Source organism: Pseudomonas sp. ICMP 460, from assembly GCF_002723595.1.
GTDB lineage: Bacteria > Pseudomonadota > Gammaproteobacteria > Pseudomonadales > Pseudomonadaceae > Aquipseudomonas > Aquipseudomonas kitaguniensis.
In genome coordinates, this window is the sequence record NZ_LKBR01000002.1 from 65627 (window position 1) to 84511 (window position 18885).

Genomic DNA, 18885 nt, shown 5'->3' on the forward strand with positions numbered 1-18885 from the left:
TTAAGCACCGTCACCGCGCTTAAAAAAGTGGCAGACGCGCCGAATACTCGGCGCTTTCACCCTCTGGCAGGCACAGTACGCGGCGCTCCATCAGTGCTTGTAGCGCTTCGAAACGCACCGGTTTGGCCAAGTGGTCGGTGATGCCGATGCCATGACAGCGCTCACGCTCGGAGGCGTTCAGTGACGAACTCAAGGCAATCACCGGCAGCTCACCGCAGCCCGGCAGCGCCCGAATCTGACAACACAGCGAAAAACCACCTTCAGGCACATCGAGCAAAACCGCGTCGACGTGTTGCTCCTGCAAGGCCGTCAACGCGGCCGGGCCGCCGTCCACGGTCTTCACCCTGTAACCGAGCTTGAGCAACATGCCGCGCACCACCAACTGGCCGACGCTGTTATCGTCGACCAACAGCACCGTGCAGGCTTGCGGCGCACGCTGCGGGTGCGGCACCGCTGCCGGCGGCTTTGATTCGGCCGGCACCGGGCTGACGTTCATTTCCAGCTGGAAACGGCTGCCCTTGCGCGGCTCGGAATGATGCGTCAGGCGCCCGCCCAACAGCTCGATCAGTTGCCTGCAAATCGCCAGGCCGATACCCAAGCCGCCGTATTCGCGGGTCATCGAACCGTCGACCTGGAAGAAGCGCTGATACAGCGTGGCCTCGTCGATGTACGCGAAGCCAATGCCTGTGTCGGTCACAATAAAGCTCAGGCGCAACTCGCCATCACGTTGCCCAACACCGACCACGCGCAAGCGCACGGCGCCTTCGTGGGTAAATTTGCAGGCGTTGTCCAAGAGGCAGTCGAGGCACTGAATCAGTTTGCCAGCATCGCCGATCACGCGGTCCGGCAACTCATCCGCCACGTCGATGGAAAATTCCAGCCCCTTGCTGTGGGCGCTGGCGCTGAATTGCTGGCGCAACGTGTCGAGTGCGCCGCGCAGGCTGAATACTTGCGGCTGGGCCGTCAGGCGGCCGGCTTGCAGTTCGGTCAGGGTGAGAATGCCGTTGACCATGCGCATCATGTCCCGCGCAGAACCGGCGGCGGTTTGCTGGTACTGCGCGAGGTCTTCATCCAGCGGCACGGTTTGCATCAATTCCAACGAGCCGATCACACCGTTCATCGGGGTGCGCAGTTCGTGGGTCAAGGTCGCAAGGAATTCATCCTTGAGCCGGTTGCTGCGAGCCAATTGCAGGTTGAGCACTTCGAGCTTCTGGCTGGCGTCCAACAAGATCTGCGCTTGCTGCTCGCGCATGCCGTTGATGCGATCCGCCAGCGCCAGCGAGAGCAGCGCCACTTCAATCGCCGAGCCGATCTGACTGGCGTACATGGTGAGGAACATGTTCGGCAAATAGCCCAACACCATCATCGTATTGACCAGCCCGCCGAGCAGGAACGCCGACCAGGCGATGATGAAATAACGTGCCATGCGCTGGCCGCAATACCAGGCCTTGATCGCGGCAATAAAAATGGTCACGGTAAACACCAGCGCCAAGCCGGTGGCCAGGCGCAAGGCCACGGCGTAGCTGGTCAGCAGCGCCAACACCATCACCACCCCGCCACAGGCCGCCAGCGCGAGCAATATTCGGTTGAGCCAGCGGCTGTGCTGCGCGGTGTGCAGGAAGCTGCGCGCGAACAGGCTGCCGAACAGCGCCGCCGAGCCGATCAAAAACGGCACTGCCGCATTCGCCCACCACGGGTTGTTCGGCCACAAATGCTCCACGGCCACGCCGTTCACCGACAACTGGTAAAGGCCGAACGAGGCGATGTACAGGATGTAATAGAGGTAGCTGGTGTCGCGCACGCTGAGGTAGATGAACAGGTTGTAGACCAGCATCCCCAGCAGCACGCCATAAATGGCGCCCAGCACATACAGGCGCAGCGGTTGTTCTTCCAGGTACGCGGTGCCGGCCCACAGCGTCAGCGGCGCCTGGATAGAGCCTTGGCTTTGCAGCCGAAGGTAGACGGTTTGGCGCTGGTCGGGCACAAAGTTGAGCTTGAACAGGTAATTGCTCTGGCGCACATCGCGGCTGGAAAACGGCAAGGTGCTGCCGGTGCGGGTGGTTAGCCGGTAAGTGCCGGTGCCATCGTTCTGGTACAAGTCCAGATGATTCAGCGGCGGGTAAGCCAGTTCCAGAAACCAGGTACGCGGGGCACGCGGGTCAGTGGCGGTGTAATGCAGGTCGACCTTGAGCCAGAACACCGAGCGCGAATAGCCGGCGTTCAGGGTGGCTTTGTCATGGGGCTTGAATTGAGCGGCGTACGCGGGTGAGCTGACGTCGGCGATGGTGAGGGCGTCGGTCGGGTCTTCGAGCACTTGCATGGCACGGCCCAACGGCAGGCTTCGCGTGCCTGGGTTGAACTCGACGGCGCTGGCGAGCATCGGCAGCCCGCACAATAGTAAAATCAATAGATAGCGCATAGAGCCCCAGCGTGGCCTGTCCGGTTATGTCAAAAGCCCCTCTTCCTTTTGAGTAGACGTATACCGGCGATACAGTAAGTTGTTTAAATCCACTTTAGCATAGCCCGTAAAGGCCATTGGACACCATTGAAATGATTTTTTGAAAGGCTCTAGCTCAAGGCTTTCAGGGTTTTTAAGGCCTTCTTCAAGTGCTAGCAAATGGCTATGCTCGCACGCAGGCCTGGATGAAATTCAACCCTCGCCACACGGCCACGCAAAAAGCGTTTGGTGGTAAGCTCGCGCACCATGAATATCTACAGTTCTCGCCCCGTTGTCCTCTGTCTCTCCGGCCATGATCCCAGTGGCGGCGCCGGCTTGCAGGCAGATATTGAAGCCCTGCTGGCCCAAGGCTGCCACGCGGCGCCGGCCGTCACCGCCTTGACCGTGCAAAACACGGTTAATGTCAGCGACTTCCGCGTGCTCGACCGCGAGTGGGTATTGGCGCAAGCCAACGCCGTGCTCAGCGATTCCGAAGTGGCGGCGGTCAAGCTCGGCATGCTAGGTTCCACCGCGATGGTCGACACCGTGGTCGAGCTGCTGCAGGCGCACCCGCACCTGCCAGTGGTGTGCGACCCGGTGCTGCGCGCTGGCGGCGGCGGTAGCCTGGGCAAGGACGAAGTTGGTTACGCGATGCGCGAGCGGCTGTTGCCGTTGTCGCTGATCGCCACGCCGAACCTGCCTGAAGCGCGCATCCTCGCCGAGCTGCCTGAAGGCACCGCAGACCAATGCGCCGAAAAACTATTGCCGTTTATCAAGCATCTGCTGATCACCGGCGGCCACGGCGACGAACACGAAGTGCACAACCGTCTGTATAGCCGCGACGGCACGCGCCAGACCTTTACTTGCCAGCGCCTGCCCGGCAGCTATCACGGCTCAGGCTGTACGCTCGCCAGCGCGCTGGCTGGCCGGCTCGCGCAGGGCGAAGGCCTGGTCAGCGCGGTGCAATCGGCGCTTAACTACACGTGGCGCACCTTGCGTGACGCGGAGCAGCTCGGCCAGGGCCAGTTCGTGCCGCGTCGGCTGCCGCTGGATTTCTGCTCGTAATACCAAGGGACTTGCCCGATGAAACTACGTGGCCTTTACGCCATTACCGACAGCCAATTATTGGCCGGCAAATTCCTCGCTTACGTCGAAGCGGCGTTGGACGGCGGCGTGACCCTGTTGCAGTACCGCGACAAAAGCTGCGACGAAGCGCGCCGCCTGCGTGAAGCCGAAAAGCTGCGAGAACTGTGCTCACGCTACAAGACCCAATTGATCATCAACGATGACGCCGAATTGGCCGCACGCCTTGGCGTCGGCGTACACCTGGGCCAGACCGACGGCCCGCTGACCCCGGCGCGGGCGTTGCTCGGCTCCAAAGCGATCATCGGCGCCACCTGCCACAGCCAGATCGAACTCGCCGAGCAAGCCGCCAAAGAAGGCGCCAGTTACGTCGCCTTCGGCCGCTTCTTCAATTCCTCTACCAAGCCCGGCGCACCCACCGCCACCGTTGAAATGCTCGCCCAGGCCCGCGCGCGCGTGCAGTTGCCGGTCTGCGTGATCGGCGGCATCACCCTGCAGAACGCCGAACCGTTAGTGGCCCACGGCGCCGACCTGCTCGCGGTGGTGCACGGCCTGTTCGGTGCCGACAGCACCCAGGAAGTCACGCGCCGCGCCCGCGCCTTCAACGATCTTCTTAAATATTCAGTTTAGAGAGCCCGATCATGTCCCGTTCTGAAACCTTGTTTGCCGATGCCCAGAAACACATCCCCGGCGGTGTTAACTCCCCCGTGCGCGCGTTCAAAAGCGTGGGCGGCACGCCGTTGTTCTTCAAGCATGCCGAAGGCGCTTACGTCACCGACGAAGATGACAAGCGTTATGTGGATTACGTGGGCTCCTGGGGGCCGATGATCCTCGGCCACAGCCACCCGGACGTGCTGGATGCGGTGCGCCAGCAACTGCAACACGGTTTGTCCTACGGCGCGCCGACCGCCATGGAAACCGAGATGGCCGACCTGGTGTGCGCGATTGTGCCGTCGATGGAAATGGTGCGCATGGTCAGCTCCGGCACCGAAGCCACCATGAGCGCGATTCGCCTGGCACGTGGTTTTACCGGCCGCGACAGCATCATCAAATTCGAAGGCTGCTACCACGGCCACTCCGACAGCCTGCTGGTGAAAGCCGGCTCCGGCGCCCTGACCCAAGGCGTGCCAAGCTCGGCCGGTGTACCGGCGGCGTTCGCCAAACACACGCTGACCTTGCCGTTCAACGACATCGCAGCGGTTGAGCAGATGCTCAGCGAAGTCGGCGAGGAAGTCGCGTGCATCATCGTCGAGCCAGTGGCCGGCAACATGAACTGCGTGCCACCGGCGCCGGGCTTTCTCGAAGGCCTGCGCGAGCAGTGCGACAAGCACGGCGTGGTGCTGATTTTTGACGAAGTGATGACCGGCTTCCGTGTCGCCCTCGGCGGCGCCCAGGCTTACTACGGCGTCACGCCAGACCTGAGCACTTTCGGCAAGATCATCGGCGGCGGCATGCCGGTAGGCTGCTTCGGCGGCAAGCGCGAAATCATGCAACACATCGCGCCGCTCGGCCCGGTGTACCAGGCGGGCACCTTGTCGGGTAACCCATTGGCCATGGCCGCCGGCCTGACTACCCTGCGCCTGATCAGCCGCCCGGGCTTCCATGCCGAACTGAGCGACTACACCACCCGCCTGCTCGACGGCCTGCAACAACGCGCCGATGCCGCCGGCATCCCGTTTGTCACCACCCAGGCCGGCGGTATGTTTGGCCTGTACTTCAGCGGCGCCGACGCCATCGTCACCTTCGATGACGTGATGGGCAGCGATGCCGACCTGTTCAAACGCTTCTTCCATTTGATGCTGGATGGCGGCGTTTACCTGGCACCGAGCGCCTTCGAAGCCGGCTTCACGTCGATCGCGCATGGCGATGCAGAGCTGAAACTGACCCTGGATGCAGCCGAGCGCGCCTTCGCGGCCCTGAAGTAAGGGGCACTTAATCTGACGTTGCACGTGGCGGCGTCAGAATTTGCTATTTTGCTGACGGTGATTTCCTGCGTTTCTTGAGAAATCACCTGCAATCCGGCAGATAACTTGCCCAAGCAGCAGAAAAACGAGTAAAGACTTTGTAAGCAGGGGCCTGCTTATTTCATAATGCGCGCTTATTGGACTCCCCGAGGGTCCGCGCGCCCCGTCAGAGGTAAGTCGATTCCCATGAAACGCACCGGCCGCACCCTGGTTCTGGGCTGCCTGTTGCTCCTTCAGCCGCTGCTGGCACATGCACAAGCAGGCGGCAACTCGTTGTTAATCCCAGCGATGGGTCGTTGCACCCTCAATACCCCGCCAGACAGCCAGGCAGAAGCCCTGAGCGCGTGCCAGAAGCAGGCCGAAGGCGGGGATGCGCAGGCGCAATACGAGTTGGGCGCGTACTACCACGACGACAAAAACCCTGCCCGTGACCTCAACAAAGCCTTGAGCTACTTCGAACAAGCGTCGTTGCAGGGCCACGCTCAGGCGCAATTCCAGCTGGGCAACATGTTCTTCAAAGGCGAAGGCGTGCCGGCCAATAACGTTCAGGCGTACATCGTGCTGAAAATGGCCGCGGTCAACGGCGCCGAAGACGCGCTGGACACCGCCGACGAAGTCGCCGAGCACATGCAGCGCGATGAACTGGAGGTAGCGACTCAGGTGCTGGGGCAGATCTTCCGCAATTACCTGCAGGAATTGCAGAGTGCCGATGGGCGTTCGCCCTTTTCGCCACTGCCTTAGATTTTTAGTGGCTTTAAGGCCTTATCGCGAGCAAGCCCGCTCCCACATTTGACTGCATTTCAGCATGGGAACTCGGTCTACTGTGGGAGATTTTGCGCAATTACCTGCAGCAATTGCAGAGTGCCGATGGGCGTTCGCCCTTTTCGCCGTTGCCTTAGATTTTTAGTGCTTTCAAGGGCCTCTTCGCGAGCAAGCCCGCTCCCACATTTGACTGCATTCCGGCATGGGAACTCGGTCTACTGTGGGAAATTTTGCGCAATTACCTGCAGCAATTGCAGAGTGCCGATGGGCGTTCGCCCTTTTCGCCGTTGCCTTAGATTTTTAGTGGCTTTGAAGGCCTTATCGCGAGCAAGCCCGCTCCCACATTTGACTGCATTCCGGCATGGGAACTCGGTCTACTGTGGGAGATTTTGCGCAATTACCTGCAGCAATTGCAGAGTGCCGATGGTCGTTCGCCCTTTTCACCGCTGCCTTGGATTTTTAGTGCTTTCAAGGGCCTCTTCGCGAGCAAGCCCGCTCCCACATTTGACTGCATTCCAGCATGGGAACTCGGTCTACTGTGGGAGATTTTGCGCAATTACCTGCAGCAATTGCAGAGTGCCGATGGGCGTTCGCCCTTTTCACCGCTGCCTTGGATTTTTAGTGCTTTCAAGGGCCTCTTCGCGAGCAAGCCCGCTCCCACAATTGACTGCATTTCAGCATGGGACTCGGTCTACTGTGGGAGCGGGCTTGCTCGCGATAGGGCGCGACCCGGTCTAAAGCCCTACTTCTCAGGCATCGGCATCGGAAACGGCATGACATTGCTGGTGCCACGCGCTTCGCTGATCTTCGGTGTGCCCAAGCGCTCGACTTCATCGATGCGCACGATCGAATGCATCGGCACAAAGCTGCGCACCACGCCTTCGAACTGCGCCTTGAGCTTTTCTTCGCCCGGGTCGACGACCAACTGGGTGCGCTCGCCAAAGACGAACTCTTCCACTTCCAGGAAGCCCCACAGATCACTTTGATAGATCTGCTTGGCGTACATTTCGAACACCTGGCCCTGGTTAAGGAAAATCACCTTATAGATTGGAGCTTCACGTTTGGTCATGGTGGGCGAACAACACATCGGGGATATAAAAGAGGGCGCGAACTATAGCATGGCACCCGATGCACAGCGCTAGGAACCAATGGGCATGCCGCCTATAATGCGCGGTTCTTTACCACCAGTTGATGATTCCCATGGCCAAGAAGCTTTACATCGAAACCCACGGTTGCCAGATGAACGAGTACGACAGCTCGCGCATGGTCGACCTGCTGGGCGCCCACCAGGCCCTGGAAGTCACCGCCCGCGCCGAAGATGCCGACGTCATCCTGCTCAATACCTGCTCGATTCGTGAGCGGGCGCAGGACCGTGTGTATTCGCAGCTAGGCCGCTGGCGCGAATTGAAACTGGCGAACCCGGACATGGTGATCGCCGTCGGCGGCTGCGTGGCCAGCCAGGAAGGCGCCGCGATCCGCGACCGCGCACCCTATGTCGACGTGGTGTTTGGCCCGCAAACCCTGCACCGCTTGCCGGAAATGATCGACGCCGCGCGCCTCACCAAGTTGCCGCAGGTAGACGTCTCGTTCCCGGAAATCGAAAAGTTCGACCATTTGCCGGAGCCGCGCATTGACGGGCCAAGTGCCTACGTGTCGGTGATGGAAGGCTGCAGCAAGTACTGCACGTTTTGTTTAGTGCCTTACACGCGCGGCGAAGAAGTCAGCCGGCCGTTTGACGACGTGCTGGCGGAAATCATCCATTTGGCCGAAAACGGCGTGCGCGAAGTGACGCTGCTTGGCCAGAACGTCAACGGCTACCGTGGCCAGGCCCAAGACGGCCGCCTGGCCGACCTGGCGGAGCTGATCCGCGTAGTGGCGGCGGTGGATGGCATCGAGCGCATTCGCTACACCACTTCGCACCCGCTGGAGTTCTCCGACAGCCTGATTCAGGCGCACGCCGAGGTGCCGGAGCTGGTCAAACACCTGCATTTGCCGGTGCAATCGGGCTCGGACCGGATTCTGTCAGCCATGAAACGCAACCACACCGCGCTGGAATACAAATCCAAACTGCGCAAATTGCGCGCAGCGGTGCCGGGTATTTGCATCAGTTCGGACTTTATCGTCGGCTTCCCCGGCGAGACCGAGAAAGATTTCGAGCAGACCATGAAGCTGATCGAAGACGTCGGTTTCGACTTTTCCTACTCGTTCGTCTACAGCCAGCGCCCCGGCACCCCGGCCGCCGACCTGGCGGATGAAACCCCGGAAGCGCTGAAAAAAGAACGTTTGAACGCGCTGCAACATCGCCTGAACCAGCAAGGCTTCGAAATTAGCCGACAAATGGTCGGTTCGATCCAGCGCATTCTCGTCACCGACTACTCGAAAAAAGACCCGGGCGAGTTGCAAGGCCGTACCGAGAACAACCGCATCGTCAACTTCCGTTGCGACACCCCCACCCTGATTGGCCAGTTCGCCGACGTGCATATTGATGCGGCCCAACCGCACTCGTTGCGTGGGTCATTGGTGCAGTAACCCACCCTTATTTGTGACTGATTGAGATCAAAATGTGGGAGCGGGCTTGCTCGCGAAGGCGGTGGATCAGTTGTTACCTGTATTGGCTGACACACCGCCATCGCGAGCAAGCCCGCTCCCACACCGCTCCCACATGGGAACCGCGCTGCACTTGGGCTAGATAAGTGCTTTCGTACCCGCGCCACTGGCGTTATCCTCTGTTTCACCTCAACAGCCAAAGGGCGGCTAAAAGCGACCTTGAACGCACCTACAGAACCCCATCGTTTTATCCTCGAGCCCTTTGAGGCTCGCCGTTTCGCCAACCTGTGCGGACAGTTCGACGAGCACCTGCGCCTGATCGAACAACGCCTGAGCATCGAGATCCGCAACCGCGGCAATCAGTTCGAGCTTATTGGTGAACCCGAGCAAACCACGTCGGCAGAAAACCTGCTGCGCCGCCTCTACCGCGAAACCAAGGGCAGTGAGCTGTCGCCGGAGTCCGTGCACTTGTACCTGCAGGAATCTGCCGTGGAAGACTTGGCCAACAACCCGGTCGCCGAAGCCAGCGTGGCCTTGCGCACCAAAAAAGGCATGATCCGCCCACGCGGCTTGAATCAGCAGCGCTACGTTAAAGAAATCCTCAATAACGACATCAACTTCGGCATCGGTCCCGCCGGTACAGGCAAGACCTACCTGGCGGTGGCTTGCGCGGTTGATGCCCTGGAGCGCGAGCAAGTGCGCCGCATCCTGCTGGTGCGCCCGGCGGTTGAAGCGGGTGAAAAACTCGGCTTCCTGCCCGGCGACCTGGCCCAGAAGATCGACCCGTACCTGCGCCCGCTCTACGACGCGCTGTACGAGATGCTCGGCTTTGAATACGTGGCCAAGCTCATCGAGCGCCAGGTGATCGAGATCGCCCCGCTGGCCTACATGCGTGGCCGTACGCTGAACAACAGCTTCATCATCCTCGACGAAAGCCAGAACACCACCGTCGAACAGATGAAGATGTTCCTGACGCGTATCGGTTTCGGCTCCACCGCCGTGATCACTGGCGACGTCACCCAGGTTGACCTGCCCAAGGGCACGAAGTCGGGGCTGGCGCAGGTGATTGAGGTGCTCAAGGACGTGCCGGGCATCAGCTTTACGCATTTTATGCCCAAGGACGTAGTGCGCCACCCACTGGTTCAGCGCATCGTCGAAGCCTACGAGCGCTTTGATCACCGTGATGACGCCCCGGCCAAGGACGTTCGCCGCGATGCTTGAGCTTGACCTGCAGTTGGCCACCGAAGCGCCCGCCCCCAGCGAAGCGCAGTTCCGTGAGTGGTGCACGCTGGCTTTGCGCCAGCGCAGCGCCGACTCGGAATTGACCATTCGTCTGGTCGACGAGCCCGAAGGCCGTGAGCTGAATCACACCTGGCGCCAAAAGGACTACGCGACCAACGTGCTGTCCTTCCCCGCCGACGTACCGGATGAGTTACTGGATATTCCGCTGCTGGGCGATCTGGTCATCTGTGTTGAAGTGGTGGAACGCGAGGCCAGGGAACAAGGCAAGGAACTTGAGGCGCATTGGGCACATCTAGTCATCCACGGTTGCTTGCATCTCTTGGGCTACGACCATATAGACGATGACGAAGCCGTGGAAATGGAAACACTGGAACAAACGTTGCTTGCAGAACTGGGGCATCGCGACCCCTATGCCGACGACGAAACCGATACACCCCCTAACTGACACAACAAAGGATTTAGAGTAATCGCTATGAGCGAAGACCGATCGAGCAACGGGCAGAAGTCGTGGCTGGGTAAACTGACCCAGGCTTTTGCCCACGAGCCGAAAAACCGCCAGGAGCTGCTGGAGCTGCTGCGCGAGGCCCATCAGAACAAGTTGCTGGACAGCGAAGCGCTGGCCATCGTCGAAGGCGCCATCCAGGTGGCTGACCTGCAAGTTCGGGACATCATGGTTCCGCGTTCGCAGATGATCAGCATCAAGGCGACCCAGACCCCACGGGAATTCCTCCCGGCCGTGATCGACTCGGCGCACTCGCGCTACCCGGTGATCGGTGAAAGCCATGACGACGTCATGGGCGTCCTGCTGGCCAAGGACCTGTTGCCGTTGATCCTCAAAGAGAACGGCGACTCCTTCAACATCAAGGACCTGCTGCGCCCGGCCACCTTCGTGCCTGAATCCAAGCGCCTGAATGTGTTGCTGCGCGAGTTCCGCGCCAACCACAATCACATGGCCATCGTGATCGACGAATACGGCGGCGTGGCAGGGCTTGTGACCATCGAAGACGTGCTGGAACAAATCGTCGGCGACATCGAAGACGAGCACGACGTAGAAGAAGACAGCTATATCAAGCCGCTGCCCAGCGGTGACTTCCTGGTCAAGGCGCTGACGCCGATCGAGAACTTCAACGAGTTTTTCGACAGCGAATTCTCCGACGACGAGTTCGACACCGTCGGTGGCCTGGTGATGAGTGCGTTCGGGCACCTGCCCAAGCGTAACGAAACCACCGAGATCGGCGCTTATCGGTTCCGCATCCTGAATGCCGACAGCCGCCGGATTCACTTGATTCGCCTCACACCTATTGCCCGCTAAGGACTGACATGCGCCGTTTGATCGCACCCGGCTGGCCCGGTAATTTGCTGGCCGTGGTGGCTGGCGCCATGACAACACTGGCGCTGGCGCCGTTCGACCTGTGGCCGTTTGCGTTGGTCGCAGTCGGGTTGTTCTATATCGGCCTGCGCGAGCTGACGCCACGTCAGGCGCTGGGCCGTGGCTGGTGTTTTGGCTTCGGCCTGTTTGGCGCCGGCACCAGCTGGATCTACTACAGCATTCACCATTTTGGCGGCGCTTCGGTGTTGCTGGCTGGCTTTTTGATGTTGCTGTTTACTGCCGCGATTGCCTGGTTCTTCGCCCTGCCCGCTTGGTTGTGGGCGCGCTGGCTGCGCCGCAATGAAGCGCCATTGGCCGACGCGCTGACCTTTGCTGCGTTGTGGGTGGGCCAGGAAGCGTTTCGCGGCTGGTTCCTGACGGGTTTTCCCTGGCTCTATTCCGGTTACAGCCAACTCGACGGCCCACTCACCGGCCTCGCGCCGCTGGGCGGGATGTGGCTGATCTCGTTCGCCTTGGCGCTGACCGCCGCCGTGCTGTGCAACCTGCCGCGCCTGCTGGCAAGCAAGCGCAACAGCTTTATCGGCGCGGGTCTGGTGCTGTTGGTTGCGCCATGGGCCATCGGCCTCGCGCTTAAGCATCACGCCTGGACCACGCCCTCCGGCGCACCGCTGAGCGTGGCGGCGATTCAGGGCAACGTCGAACAAAGCATGAAGTGGGACCCCGAACAGCTGAATGCGCAGTTGGCGCTGTACCGCGACATGAGCTTGAGTTCCAAACGCGTCGACCTGCTGGTGTGGCCGGAAACGGCGGTGCCGGTGCTCAAGGACTCCGTCGAAGGCTACCTGGCCATGATGGGCAAGTTCGCCGCCGACCGGAACACCGCGCTGATCACCGGCGTGCCGATCCGCCAGGAAGTGCGCCATGAAAAGCGCTTCTTCAACGGCATCACCGTGCTCGGCGAAGGCGAAGGCACTTACTTGAAGCAAAAGCTGGTGCCCTTTGGCGAATACGTGCCGCTGCAAGACATGCTGCGCGGGCTGATCGCCTTCTTCGACCTGCCGATGTCGGACTTCGCCCGCGGCCCTGCGGACCAGCCGATGTTGCAGGCCAAGGGTTATCAGATTGCGCCGTTCATTTGCTATGAAGTGGTGTACCCGGAATTCGCTGCAGGCCTCTCGGCCCAAAGCGATCTGTTGCTGACCATCAGCAACGACACGTGGTTTGGCCGCTCGATCGGCCCGCTGCAACACCTGCAAATGGCGCAGATGCGCGCGCTGGAAGCTGGCCGCTGGATGATCCGCGCCACCAACAACGGCGTGACCGGCCTGATCAACCCGTTTGGGCAGATTACCGAGCAGATCCCACAGTTCGAACGCGGCATTCTGTACGGCGAAGTGGTGCCGATGCACAACCTCACGCCGTACCTGCAATGGCGCTCGTGGCCGCTGATCATCGTGTGCCTGGCGCTGTTCGGTTGGGCATTGCTGGCGGCTCGAATGTCGAAAACCGTTTAACAGACACACCCAAAACACGGTGGGAGTGCTCCCCTCCCACCTGTTGATTTACGCTGTTATCGGTAAAACAACCGATACCCCACCTGCCCCACCGCTTCATTGATCAACTGCCCGCTGCGCCACACCGACACGAACTCCGGCATCCAGCCGCCCAGTGGCCGGGCATTGTCCACACCCAAAAAGCCTACCGGGCCGGGCACCACCGTGAAGCCGGCCTTCTCAAAGCTCCACACCGCGCGCGGCATATGCCAGGCCTGAGTCACCACCACCACCCGTTTGATGCCTTGCGGCAATAGAATTTCGGCGCTCATCTGTGCGTTTTCCCACGTGGTACGGCTGCGCTCTTCTTTCCAGCGCACGCTGACGCCAAAATCATCCTGCAGCGACACGGCCATCAGTTCGGCCTCACTCGGCGGCGTGCCGTAATGCAGGCCGCCGCTGGTCAATAACGGCAACCCGGACGCCTTGGCCAGTCGCGCGGCATAGCGCTGGCGCTCCAGCCCGATGCCCGTGGGCTGGTCTGTGCCCCACGCGGGGTCACCGCGCTCACGCCCCGAACCCAACACCACAATCGCATCGGCGCGCTGCGCCAGCGTCGCCCAGTCTTCACGGGCCAGCGGCGGTTCGGTCTCAAGGGCATGCGCCGCCCATTGCACCATCACCGGCAGGCTGATCAGCCACATCCCGCCCAACCCGGCGGCAAAACACACCCCGGCCAAGCGTGGGCGACTTTTACGAAAGCACCAGGCAAGCGCGAGTAACAGCAAAAAAATACCGGGCGGCAAAAGCAGTTGTTTAATGAAATAACGAAAAGGCATCGGGCATCTCCAAAGATGCCCGAAGCCTAGATGCAACGTGGTTTTACGACAATCTTTACGCGCACATTTCAATCAAGAAAGTTAAGGCATAACCCTGCGTTTTACTTGCACCGTACGGCTCGCAGCTTTTCAGGGCTGCGGCCCGCACACACGTCCTTCAGCCAGATCACCTTGGCTGAACGCGAGGGCTCTGTGGCGGGCGGGGAAGCCTGCGCAAGCGCGGCGCGGTGGTGATTCAACTCAAGGTAGACCTTGATCAGTTCAAGCTCTGCCTTGCTCAAGCCACGCAACTCCAACTCCAGAGGCCGTTCATCACGCAATCGGCCTGCGGTTGTTGCGGCATCCAGTGCCCGACCCAAACGCTCGATCAATCCTTCATATAGCTGCGGTTTCGTTAAAGTTCGCTGCGATTCAGCCATCCCTCACCTCATTGAAGATAAGACTTGCTCCCCAATAAACAGCGTAGTCCCGGTTGCCGCGCGTGCGTGGCGCCGCGACAGACGGCCCTTGCCGAGCAATCAGGGTTTCCCTCGATAGAGTGGGGTCATGTATGCTACGGCGCTTCCTGTAACTCCACTTCCCGCAGGGTTTGGGCACGGACGCGCCGCTTTTTGGTGTCGATCAACCTGAACGTTGCACCGAAGAGGATTAGGCCACCCCATTCAGTTCAAAAGTAGCCATGCACGAACACTATCAGCCCCGTGAAATAGAAAACGCCGCCCAGTCGTTCTGGGACGAGCAGAAGTCCTTTGAAGTCAGTGAACAGCCAGGCAAGGAGACTTTCTATTGCCTGTCGATGTTCCCTTACCCCAGCGGCAAGCTACACATGGGGCATGTGCGTAACTACACCATCGGCGACGTGATCTCCCGCTACCAGCGCATGCTCGGCAAAAATGTCCTGCAACCCATGGGTTGGGACGCCTTTGGCATGCCGGCAGAAAACGCCGCGATGAAAAACAACGTGGCCCCCGCCAAGTGGACCTACGAAAACATCGCCTACATGAAGACCCAGCTGCGCAGCCTGGGCCTGGCGGTGGACTGGTCACGCGAGGTGACCACCTGCAAGCCTGATTACTACCGTTGGGAACAATGGCTGTTCACTCGCCTGTTCGAAAAAGGTGTGATCTACAAAAAAAGCGGCACCGTGAACTGGGACCCGGTCGACCAGACCGTACTGGCCAACGAGCAGGTCATTGACGGTCGCGGCTGGCGCTCCGGCGCGCTGATCGAAAAGCGCGAAATCCCGATGTACTACTTCAAGATCACCGCCTACGCGGATGAACTGTTGTCGAGCCTCGACGATTTGCCGGGCTGGCCTGAACAGGTCAAGACCATGCAGCGCAACTGGATCGGCAAATCCAAGGGCATGGAAGTGCAGTTCCCGTACAACCTCGACTCCATCGGCGCAGCGGGCGCACTCAAAGTTTTCACCACGCGGCCGGACACCCTGATGGGCGCCACCTACGTCGCCGTGGCCGCCGAACACCCGCTGGCCACCCAGGCCGCACACAACAACCCTGAACTGCAGGCGTTTATCGCCGAATGCAAAGGCGGCAGCGTGGCCGAAGCCGACGTCGCCACCCAAGAGAAAAAAGGCCTGCCGACCGGGCTGTTCGTCGAGCACCCGCTGACGGGCGAAAAGCTCCCGGTATGGGTCGCCAACTATGTGCTGATGCACTACGGCGACGGCGCGGTCATGGCGGTGCCGGCGCACGACGAGCGCGATTTTGAATTCGCCATCAAATACAGCCTGCCGATCAAGTCCGTGGTGCGTACCAGCGCGGGTGACACCAACCCGGCCCCGTGGCAAGACGCCTACGGCGAGCACGGCGAACTGATCAACTCCGGCGAATTCGACGGCCTCGACTTCGCCGGCGCCTTTGACGCGATTGAAGTTGCACTGATCAAGAAAAACCTCGGTGCCTCGCGCACCCAGTTCCGCCTGCGCGACTGGGGCATCAGCCGCCAGCGCTACTGGGGTTGCCCGATCCCGATCATCCACTGCGAAAGCTGCGGTGACGTGCCGGTGCCGGAAGACCAGTTGCCGGTCATATTGCCGGAAGACGTGGTGCCGGACGGCGCCGGTTCGCCGCTGGCGCGCATGCCCGAGTTCTACGAATGCGCCTGCCCGAAATGCGGCCAGCCTGCCAAGCGCGAAACCGACACCATGGACACCTTCGTCGAGTCCTCGTGGTACTACGCTCGTTATGCCTCGCCGCACTATGAAGGCGGCCTGGTGGAAAAATCCGCTGCCGACCATTGGTTGCCGGTGGACCAGTACATCGGTGGCATCGAACACGCCATTCTGCACCTGCTGTACGCGCGCTTCTTCCACAAGCTGATGCGCGACGAAGGCCTGGTAAGCTCCGATGAGCCGTTCAAGAACCTGCTGACGCAAGGCATGGTCATCGCCGACACGTACTACCGTCGCGAAGCCAATGGCGCCTACACCTGGTTCAACCCCGCCGACGTAGAACTTGAGCGTGACAGCAAAGCCAAAGTGATCAGCGCCAAGCTGATTGCCGACGGCCTGCCGGTGGAAATCGGTGGCACCGAGAAGATGGCCAAGTCGAAGAACAACGGCGTCGACCCTCAGTCGATGATCGATCAGTTCGGCGCCGACACCTGCCGCCTGTTCATGATGTTCGCCTCGCCGCCTGACATGAGCGCCGAATGGTCCGACTCTGGCGTCGAAGGTTCGCACCGCTTCCTCAAGCGCGTCTGGCGCCTGGCGCACGCGCATGTCAGCCAGGGCCTGCCGGGCAAACTCGACGTGGCCGGCCTGACCGACGAGCAGAAAGTCATTCGCCGCAGCACCCACCTGGCCATCCGGCAGGCCAGCCAGGACGTAGGGCAAAATCACAAATTCAACACCGCCATCGCGCAAGTGATGACGCTGATGAACGTACTCGAAAAAGCCCCGCAAACCACCGAACAAGACCGCGCGCTGGTGCAGGAAGGCCTGGAAACAGTCACCTTGCTGCTGGCGCCGATCACGCCGCACATCAGCCACGAACTGTGGAGCCGTTTGGGCCACAGCGAAGCGGTCATTGATGCCAAGTGGCCGGTGCAGGATGACAGCGCCCTGGTACAGGACACGCTGCAACTGGTGATTCAGGTCAACGGCAAACTGCGCGGCCAGATCGACATGCCCGCCAGCGCCAGCCGTGAAGACGTCGAAGCGGCGGCACGCGTCAACGAAAACGTGCTGCGCTTTACCGAAGGCCTGACGATCCGCAAAGTGATCGTGGTGCCCGGCAAACTGGTGAATATAGTCGCTAGCTAATCGGATCGGGCGCAGGGCTTGAGCCCTGCGCCGAACAAAACCTCCAGGGCCTCGATAAGGCCCACATGGTTTCAAGGGGAGCAACAAAATGATCAAACGCAATTTGCTGGTGATGGGCCTTGCTGTGCTGCTGAGTGCTTGCGGCTTTCAACTGCGCGGCACCGGCACCAATGAACTGAGCATCAAGGAACTGGACGTCAGCGCCCGCAACGCCTACGGCGAAACCGTGACTCAGCTGCGCCAGACCCTGGAAAACAGCGGCGTGCGCGTGTACACCGGCGCGCTCTACAAACTGAACCTGGTCGACGAGAAAGACACCCAGCGTAACCTCAGCTACGCAAGCGCTGGCCGTGCGTCCGACATCGAACTGACCTCCGAACTCAACTTCGAAGTTCAGGGCCGCGACCACCTGCCGTTGATGGGTGACAAGATTCAGGTGCAAAAGGTCGTGAGCCACGACGGTAACAACCTGGTGGGTTCGGACTCGGAAATCACCCAGGTTCGCAAGGAAATGCGTCGTGAGCTGATCCAGCGCCTGATGCTGCGCCTGCAGTTGCTGACTCCACAACAGCTTGAAGTGCTGCAACGTACTGCCGACAACAAGGCCAAGGCTGACGCCGACGCCCTGAAAGCGGCGCAAGAGTATGAAGACAACACGCCGAAACAATCGCCTGCTGAAGTCCCGGTAGAGTAAGCCAAGCGGGGCGCCCAGGCGCCCCGTTCGACCCGCCTATGAAACTCGCTCCCGCCCAACTCGCCAAACACCTGCAAGGTGGCCTCGCGCCTGTCTATATCGTCAGCGGTGATGACCCGTTGCTGTGCCAGGAAGCGGCAGACGCCATTCGCACAGCCGCGCGCCAACAAGGCTTCGATGAACGCCAGGTGTTCAGCGCCGACGCCAGTTTCGACTGGGGTACGTTGCTGCAGGCCGGCGCGAGCATGTCGCTGTTTGCCGAAAAACGCCTGCTGGAATTGCGCCTGCCCTCGGGCAAGCCGGGTGACAAAGGCGCGGCCGCGTTAATGGAATACTGCTCGCGCCCATTTGAAGACACGGTGTTGCTGATCAGCCTGCCCAAGCTTGACGGCAGCGCGCAGAAGACCAAATGGGGCAAGGCGTTGGTGGAAGGCCCACAGACCCAGTTCATCCAGATCTGGCCAGTGGACAGCAACCAGTTGCCGCAGTGGATTCGTCAGCGCCTGTCCCAATCGGGGCTGTCGGCGACACAAGACGCTGTCGAGCTGATCGCCGCGCGGGTCGAAGGCAACCTGCTGGCCGCCGCCCAAGAGATCGAAAAGCTCAAGCTGATGGCCGAAGACGGGCAGATTACCGTCGAAACCGTGCAAGGCGCAGTGGCCGATAGCGCGCGTTTTGATGTGTTCGGGCTGGTCGATGCGATTCTCAACGGTGAACCCGCCCACGCCCTGCGCATGCTCGAAGGGCTGCGCGGCGAAGGCGTCGAGCCGCCGGTAATTCTTTGGGCGCTGGCGCGGGAGCTGCGCGTGCTGGCTAATATTGCCCTGCAATACAGCCAGGGCATCCCGCTGGACAAAGCCTTCAGCCAAGCCAGGCCGCCAGTGTGGGACAAGCGCAAACCGCTGATGAGCAAAGCCCTGCAACGGTACTCGGCGCAACGCTGGGCGCAACTGTTGCTCGAAGCCCAGCGCATTGACGCGCAAATCAAAGGCCAGGCGGCGGGCTCGCCATGGATGAGCCTCAGCCGTTTGTCACTATTGATGTCTGGCCAGCGCCTTACATTACCCGCCGAATAACCTCCTATCCCCTGTGGGAGGGGCTTGCTCCCGATGGCGGCGAGTCAGCCATTACAGCCATCACTGATAGACCGCCATCGGGAGCAAGCCCCCTCCTACATTTCAATCACATTTACATTTCCTGAAACGTGC

The 18885-nt window shown here is 60.6% G+C and carries 16 protein-coding genes and 1 pseudogene; 13 read left to right on the forward strand and 4 right to left on the reverse strand.

Going from position 1 to position 18885, the window contains the following annotated elements; genetic code table 11:
- Positions 1-19 precede the first annotated feature (19 nt).
- Positions 20-2419 carry a hybrid sensor histidine kinase/response regulator gene (locus AO240_RS02560; protein WP_099235051.1) on the reverse strand — a complete coding sequence of 800 codons (2400 nt, stop codon included), beginning with the start codon at positions 2417-2419 and terminating at the stop codon, positions 20-22.
- Positions 2420-2704: 285 nt separating this feature from the next.
- Here AO240_RS02560 and AO240_RS02565 point away from each other — a divergent pair, with 285 nt between their 5' ends.
- The 5 genes and pseudogenes from AO240_RS02565 to AO240_RS28805 all read left to right on the forward strand — a co-directional run.
- Positions 2705-3502 (forward strand): hydroxymethylpyrimidine/phosphomethylpyrimidine kinase, encoded by a 798-nt coding sequence (locus tag AO240_RS02565; protein ID WP_099235052.1) that lies wholly within the window; start codon positions 2705-2707, stop codon positions 3500-3502.
- An 18-nt stretch (positions 3503-3520) separates the two neighbouring features.
- Entirely contained in the window at positions 3521-4150 is a 630-nt protein-coding gene (gene thiE / locus AO240_RS02570) for a thiamine phosphate synthase (RefSeq protein ID WP_099235053.1), read from the forward strand.
- Positions 4151-4161: 11 nt separating this feature from the next.
- Positions 4162-5445 (forward strand): glutamate-1-semialdehyde 2,1-aminomutase, encoded by a 1284-nt coding sequence (gene hemL, locus AO240_RS02575; RefSeq protein WP_099235054.1) that lies wholly within the window; start codon positions 4162-4164, stop codon positions 5443-5445.
- A gap of 225 nt (positions 5446-5670) precedes the next feature.
- Positions 5671-6225 (forward strand): tetratricopeptide repeat protein, encoded by a 555-nt coding sequence (locus AO240_RS02580; RefSeq protein WP_099235055.1) that lies wholly within the window; start codon positions 5671-5673, stop codon positions 6223-6225.
- A 554-nt stretch (positions 6226-6779) separates the two neighbouring features.
- Positions 6780-6857: pseudogene (locus AO240_RS28805) on the forward strand (sel1 repeat family protein); the annotation flags it as partial.
- A 131-nt stretch (positions 6858-6988) separates the two neighbouring features.
- On the opposite strand, the gene AO240_RS02605 reads toward AO240_RS28805, so the two are convergent.
- Positions 6989-7315: a DUF1820 family protein gene (locus tag AO240_RS02605; RefSeq protein WP_003194436.1), complete on the reverse strand. Its 327-nt coding sequence runs from the start codon at positions 7313-7315 to the stop codon at positions 6989-6991.
- Between the two features lie 131 nt (positions 7316-7446).
- On the opposite strand from AO240_RS02605, the gene miaB reads away from it, so the two are divergent.
- The 5 genes from miaB (at position 7447) to lnt (ending at position 12879) form a co-directional block, all read left to right on the forward strand.
- Entirely contained in the window at positions 7447-8775 is a 1329-nt protein-coding gene (miaB, locus tag AO240_RS02610; protein WP_099235056.1) for a tRNA (N6-isopentenyl adenosine(37)-C2)-methylthiotransferase MiaB, read from the forward strand.
- A gap of 237 nt (positions 8776-9012) precedes the next feature.
- Positions 9013-10014 (forward strand): PhoH family protein, encoded by a 1002-nt coding sequence (locus AO240_RS02615; protein ID WP_099235057.1) that lies wholly within the window; start codon positions 9013-9015, stop codon positions 10012-10014.
- The gene (ybeY, locus tag AO240_RS02620) at positions 10007-10480 is read left to right on the forward strand and encodes an rRNA maturation RNase YbeY (protein WP_058415615.1); all 474 of its coding nucleotides are present in this window, start codon (positions 10007-10009) and stop codon (positions 10478-10480) included. The genes AO240_RS02615 and ybeY overlap by 8 nt, the downstream gene beginning before the upstream one ends.
- 27 nt (positions 10481-10507) lie before the next feature.
- A complete protein-coding gene (locus AO240_RS02625) occupies positions 10508-11347 on the forward strand; it encodes an HlyC/CorC family transporter (RefSeq protein ID WP_005791724.1) in 840 nt (279 codons plus the stop codon).
- An 8-nt stretch (positions 11348-11355) separates the two neighbouring features.
- A complete protein-coding gene (gene lnt, locus AO240_RS02630) occupies positions 11356-12879 on the forward strand; it encodes an apolipoprotein N-acyltransferase (protein ID WP_099235058.1) in 1524 nt (507 codons plus the stop codon).
- Positions 12880-12935: 56 nt separating this feature from the next.
- Here the strand turns inward: lnt and AO240_RS02635 are convergent, their stop codons facing one another.
- Both AO240_RS02635 and AO240_RS02640 read right to left on the reverse strand, forming a co-directional pair.
- Positions 12936-13697, reverse strand: coding sequence for a YdcF family protein (locus AO240_RS02635; RefSeq protein ID WP_099235059.1), 762 nt, complete (start codon positions 13695-13697; stop codon positions 12936-12938).
- A 101-nt stretch (positions 13698-13798) separates the two neighbouring features.
- Positions 13799-14116, reverse strand: coding sequence for a hypothetical protein (locus AO240_RS02640; protein ID WP_099235060.1), 318 nt, complete (start codon positions 14114-14116; stop codon positions 13799-13801).
- Between the two features lie 260 nt (positions 14117-14376).
- On the opposite strand from AO240_RS02640, the gene leuS reads away from it, so the two are divergent.
- From leuS to holA, 3 genes are all read left to right on the forward strand, one after another.
- Entirely contained in the window at positions 14377-16983 is a 2607-nt protein-coding gene (gene leuS, locus AO240_RS02645) for a leucine--tRNA ligase (protein WP_099235061.1), read from the forward strand.
- A gap of 88 nt (positions 16984-17071) precedes the next feature.
- The gene (lptE, locus tag AO240_RS02650) at positions 17072-17677 is read left to right on the forward strand and encodes an LPS assembly lipoprotein LptE (protein ID WP_099235062.1); all 606 of its coding nucleotides are present in this window, start codon (positions 17072-17074) and stop codon (positions 17675-17677) included.
- 38 nt (positions 17678-17715) lie between these two features.
- On the forward strand, positions 17716-18753 hold the full coding sequence (gene holA, locus AO240_RS02655) for a DNA polymerase III subunit delta (RefSeq protein WP_099235063.1): 1038 nt from the start codon (positions 17716-17718) through the stop codon (positions 18751-18753).
- Positions 18754-18885 lie beyond the last annotated feature (132 nt).

Coding starts and splice junctions, on each gene's coding strand:
- AO240_RS02625 (WP_005791724.1), top strand. CDS start 10,508: ATGAGCGAAGACCGATCGAGCAACGGGCAGAAGTCGTGGCTGGGTAAA.
- leuS (WP_099235061.1), top strand. CDS start 14,377: ATGCACGAACACTATCAGCCCCGTGAAATAGAAAACGCCGCCCAGTCG.
- AO240_RS02635 (WP_099235059.1), bottom strand. CDS start 13,697: ATGCCTTTTCGTTATTTCATTAAACAACTGCTTTTGCCGCCCGGTATT.
- thiE (WP_099235053.1), top strand. CDS start 3,521: ATGAAACTACGTGGCCTTTACGCCATTACCGACAGCCAATTATTGGCC.
- lptE (WP_099235062.1), top strand. CDS start 17,072: ATGATCAAACGCAATTTGCTGGTGATGGGCCTTGCTGTGCTGCTGAGT.
- AO240_RS02640 (WP_099235060.1), bottom strand. CDS start 14,116: ATGGCTGAATCGCAGCGAACTTTAACGAAACCGCAGCTATATGAAGGA.
- AO240_RS02565 (WP_099235052.1), top strand. CDS start 2,705: ATGAATATCTACAGTTCTCGCCCCGTTGTCCTCTGTCTCTCCGGCCAT.
- AO240_RS02605 (WP_003194436.1), bottom strand. CDS start 7,315: ATGACCAAACGTGAAGCTCCAATCTATAAGGTGATTTTCCTTAACCAG.
- ybeY (WP_058415615.1), top strand. CDS start 10,007: ATGCTTGAGCTTGACCTGCAGTTGGCCACCGAAGCGCCCGCCCCCAGC.
- holA (WP_099235063.1), top strand. CDS start 17,716: ATGAAACTCGCTCCCGCCCAACTCGCCAAACACCTGCAAGGTGGCCTC.
- AO240_RS02580 (WP_099235055.1), top strand. CDS start 5,671: ATGAAACGCACCGGCCGCACCCTGGTTCTGGGCTGCCTGTTGCTCCTT.
- miaB (WP_099235056.1), top strand. CDS start 7,447: ATGGCCAAGAAGCTTTACATCGAAACCCACGGTTGCCAGATGAACGAG.
- lnt (WP_099235058.1), top strand. CDS start 11,356: ATGCGCCGTTTGATCGCACCCGGCTGGCCCGGTAATTTGCTGGCCGTG.
- hemL (WP_099235054.1), top strand. CDS start 4,162: ATGTCCCGTTCTGAAACCTTGTTTGCCGATGCCCAGAAACACATCCCC.
- AO240_RS02560 (WP_099235051.1), bottom strand. CDS start 2,419: ATGCGCTATCTATTGATTTTACTATTGTGCGGGCTGCCGATGCTCGCC.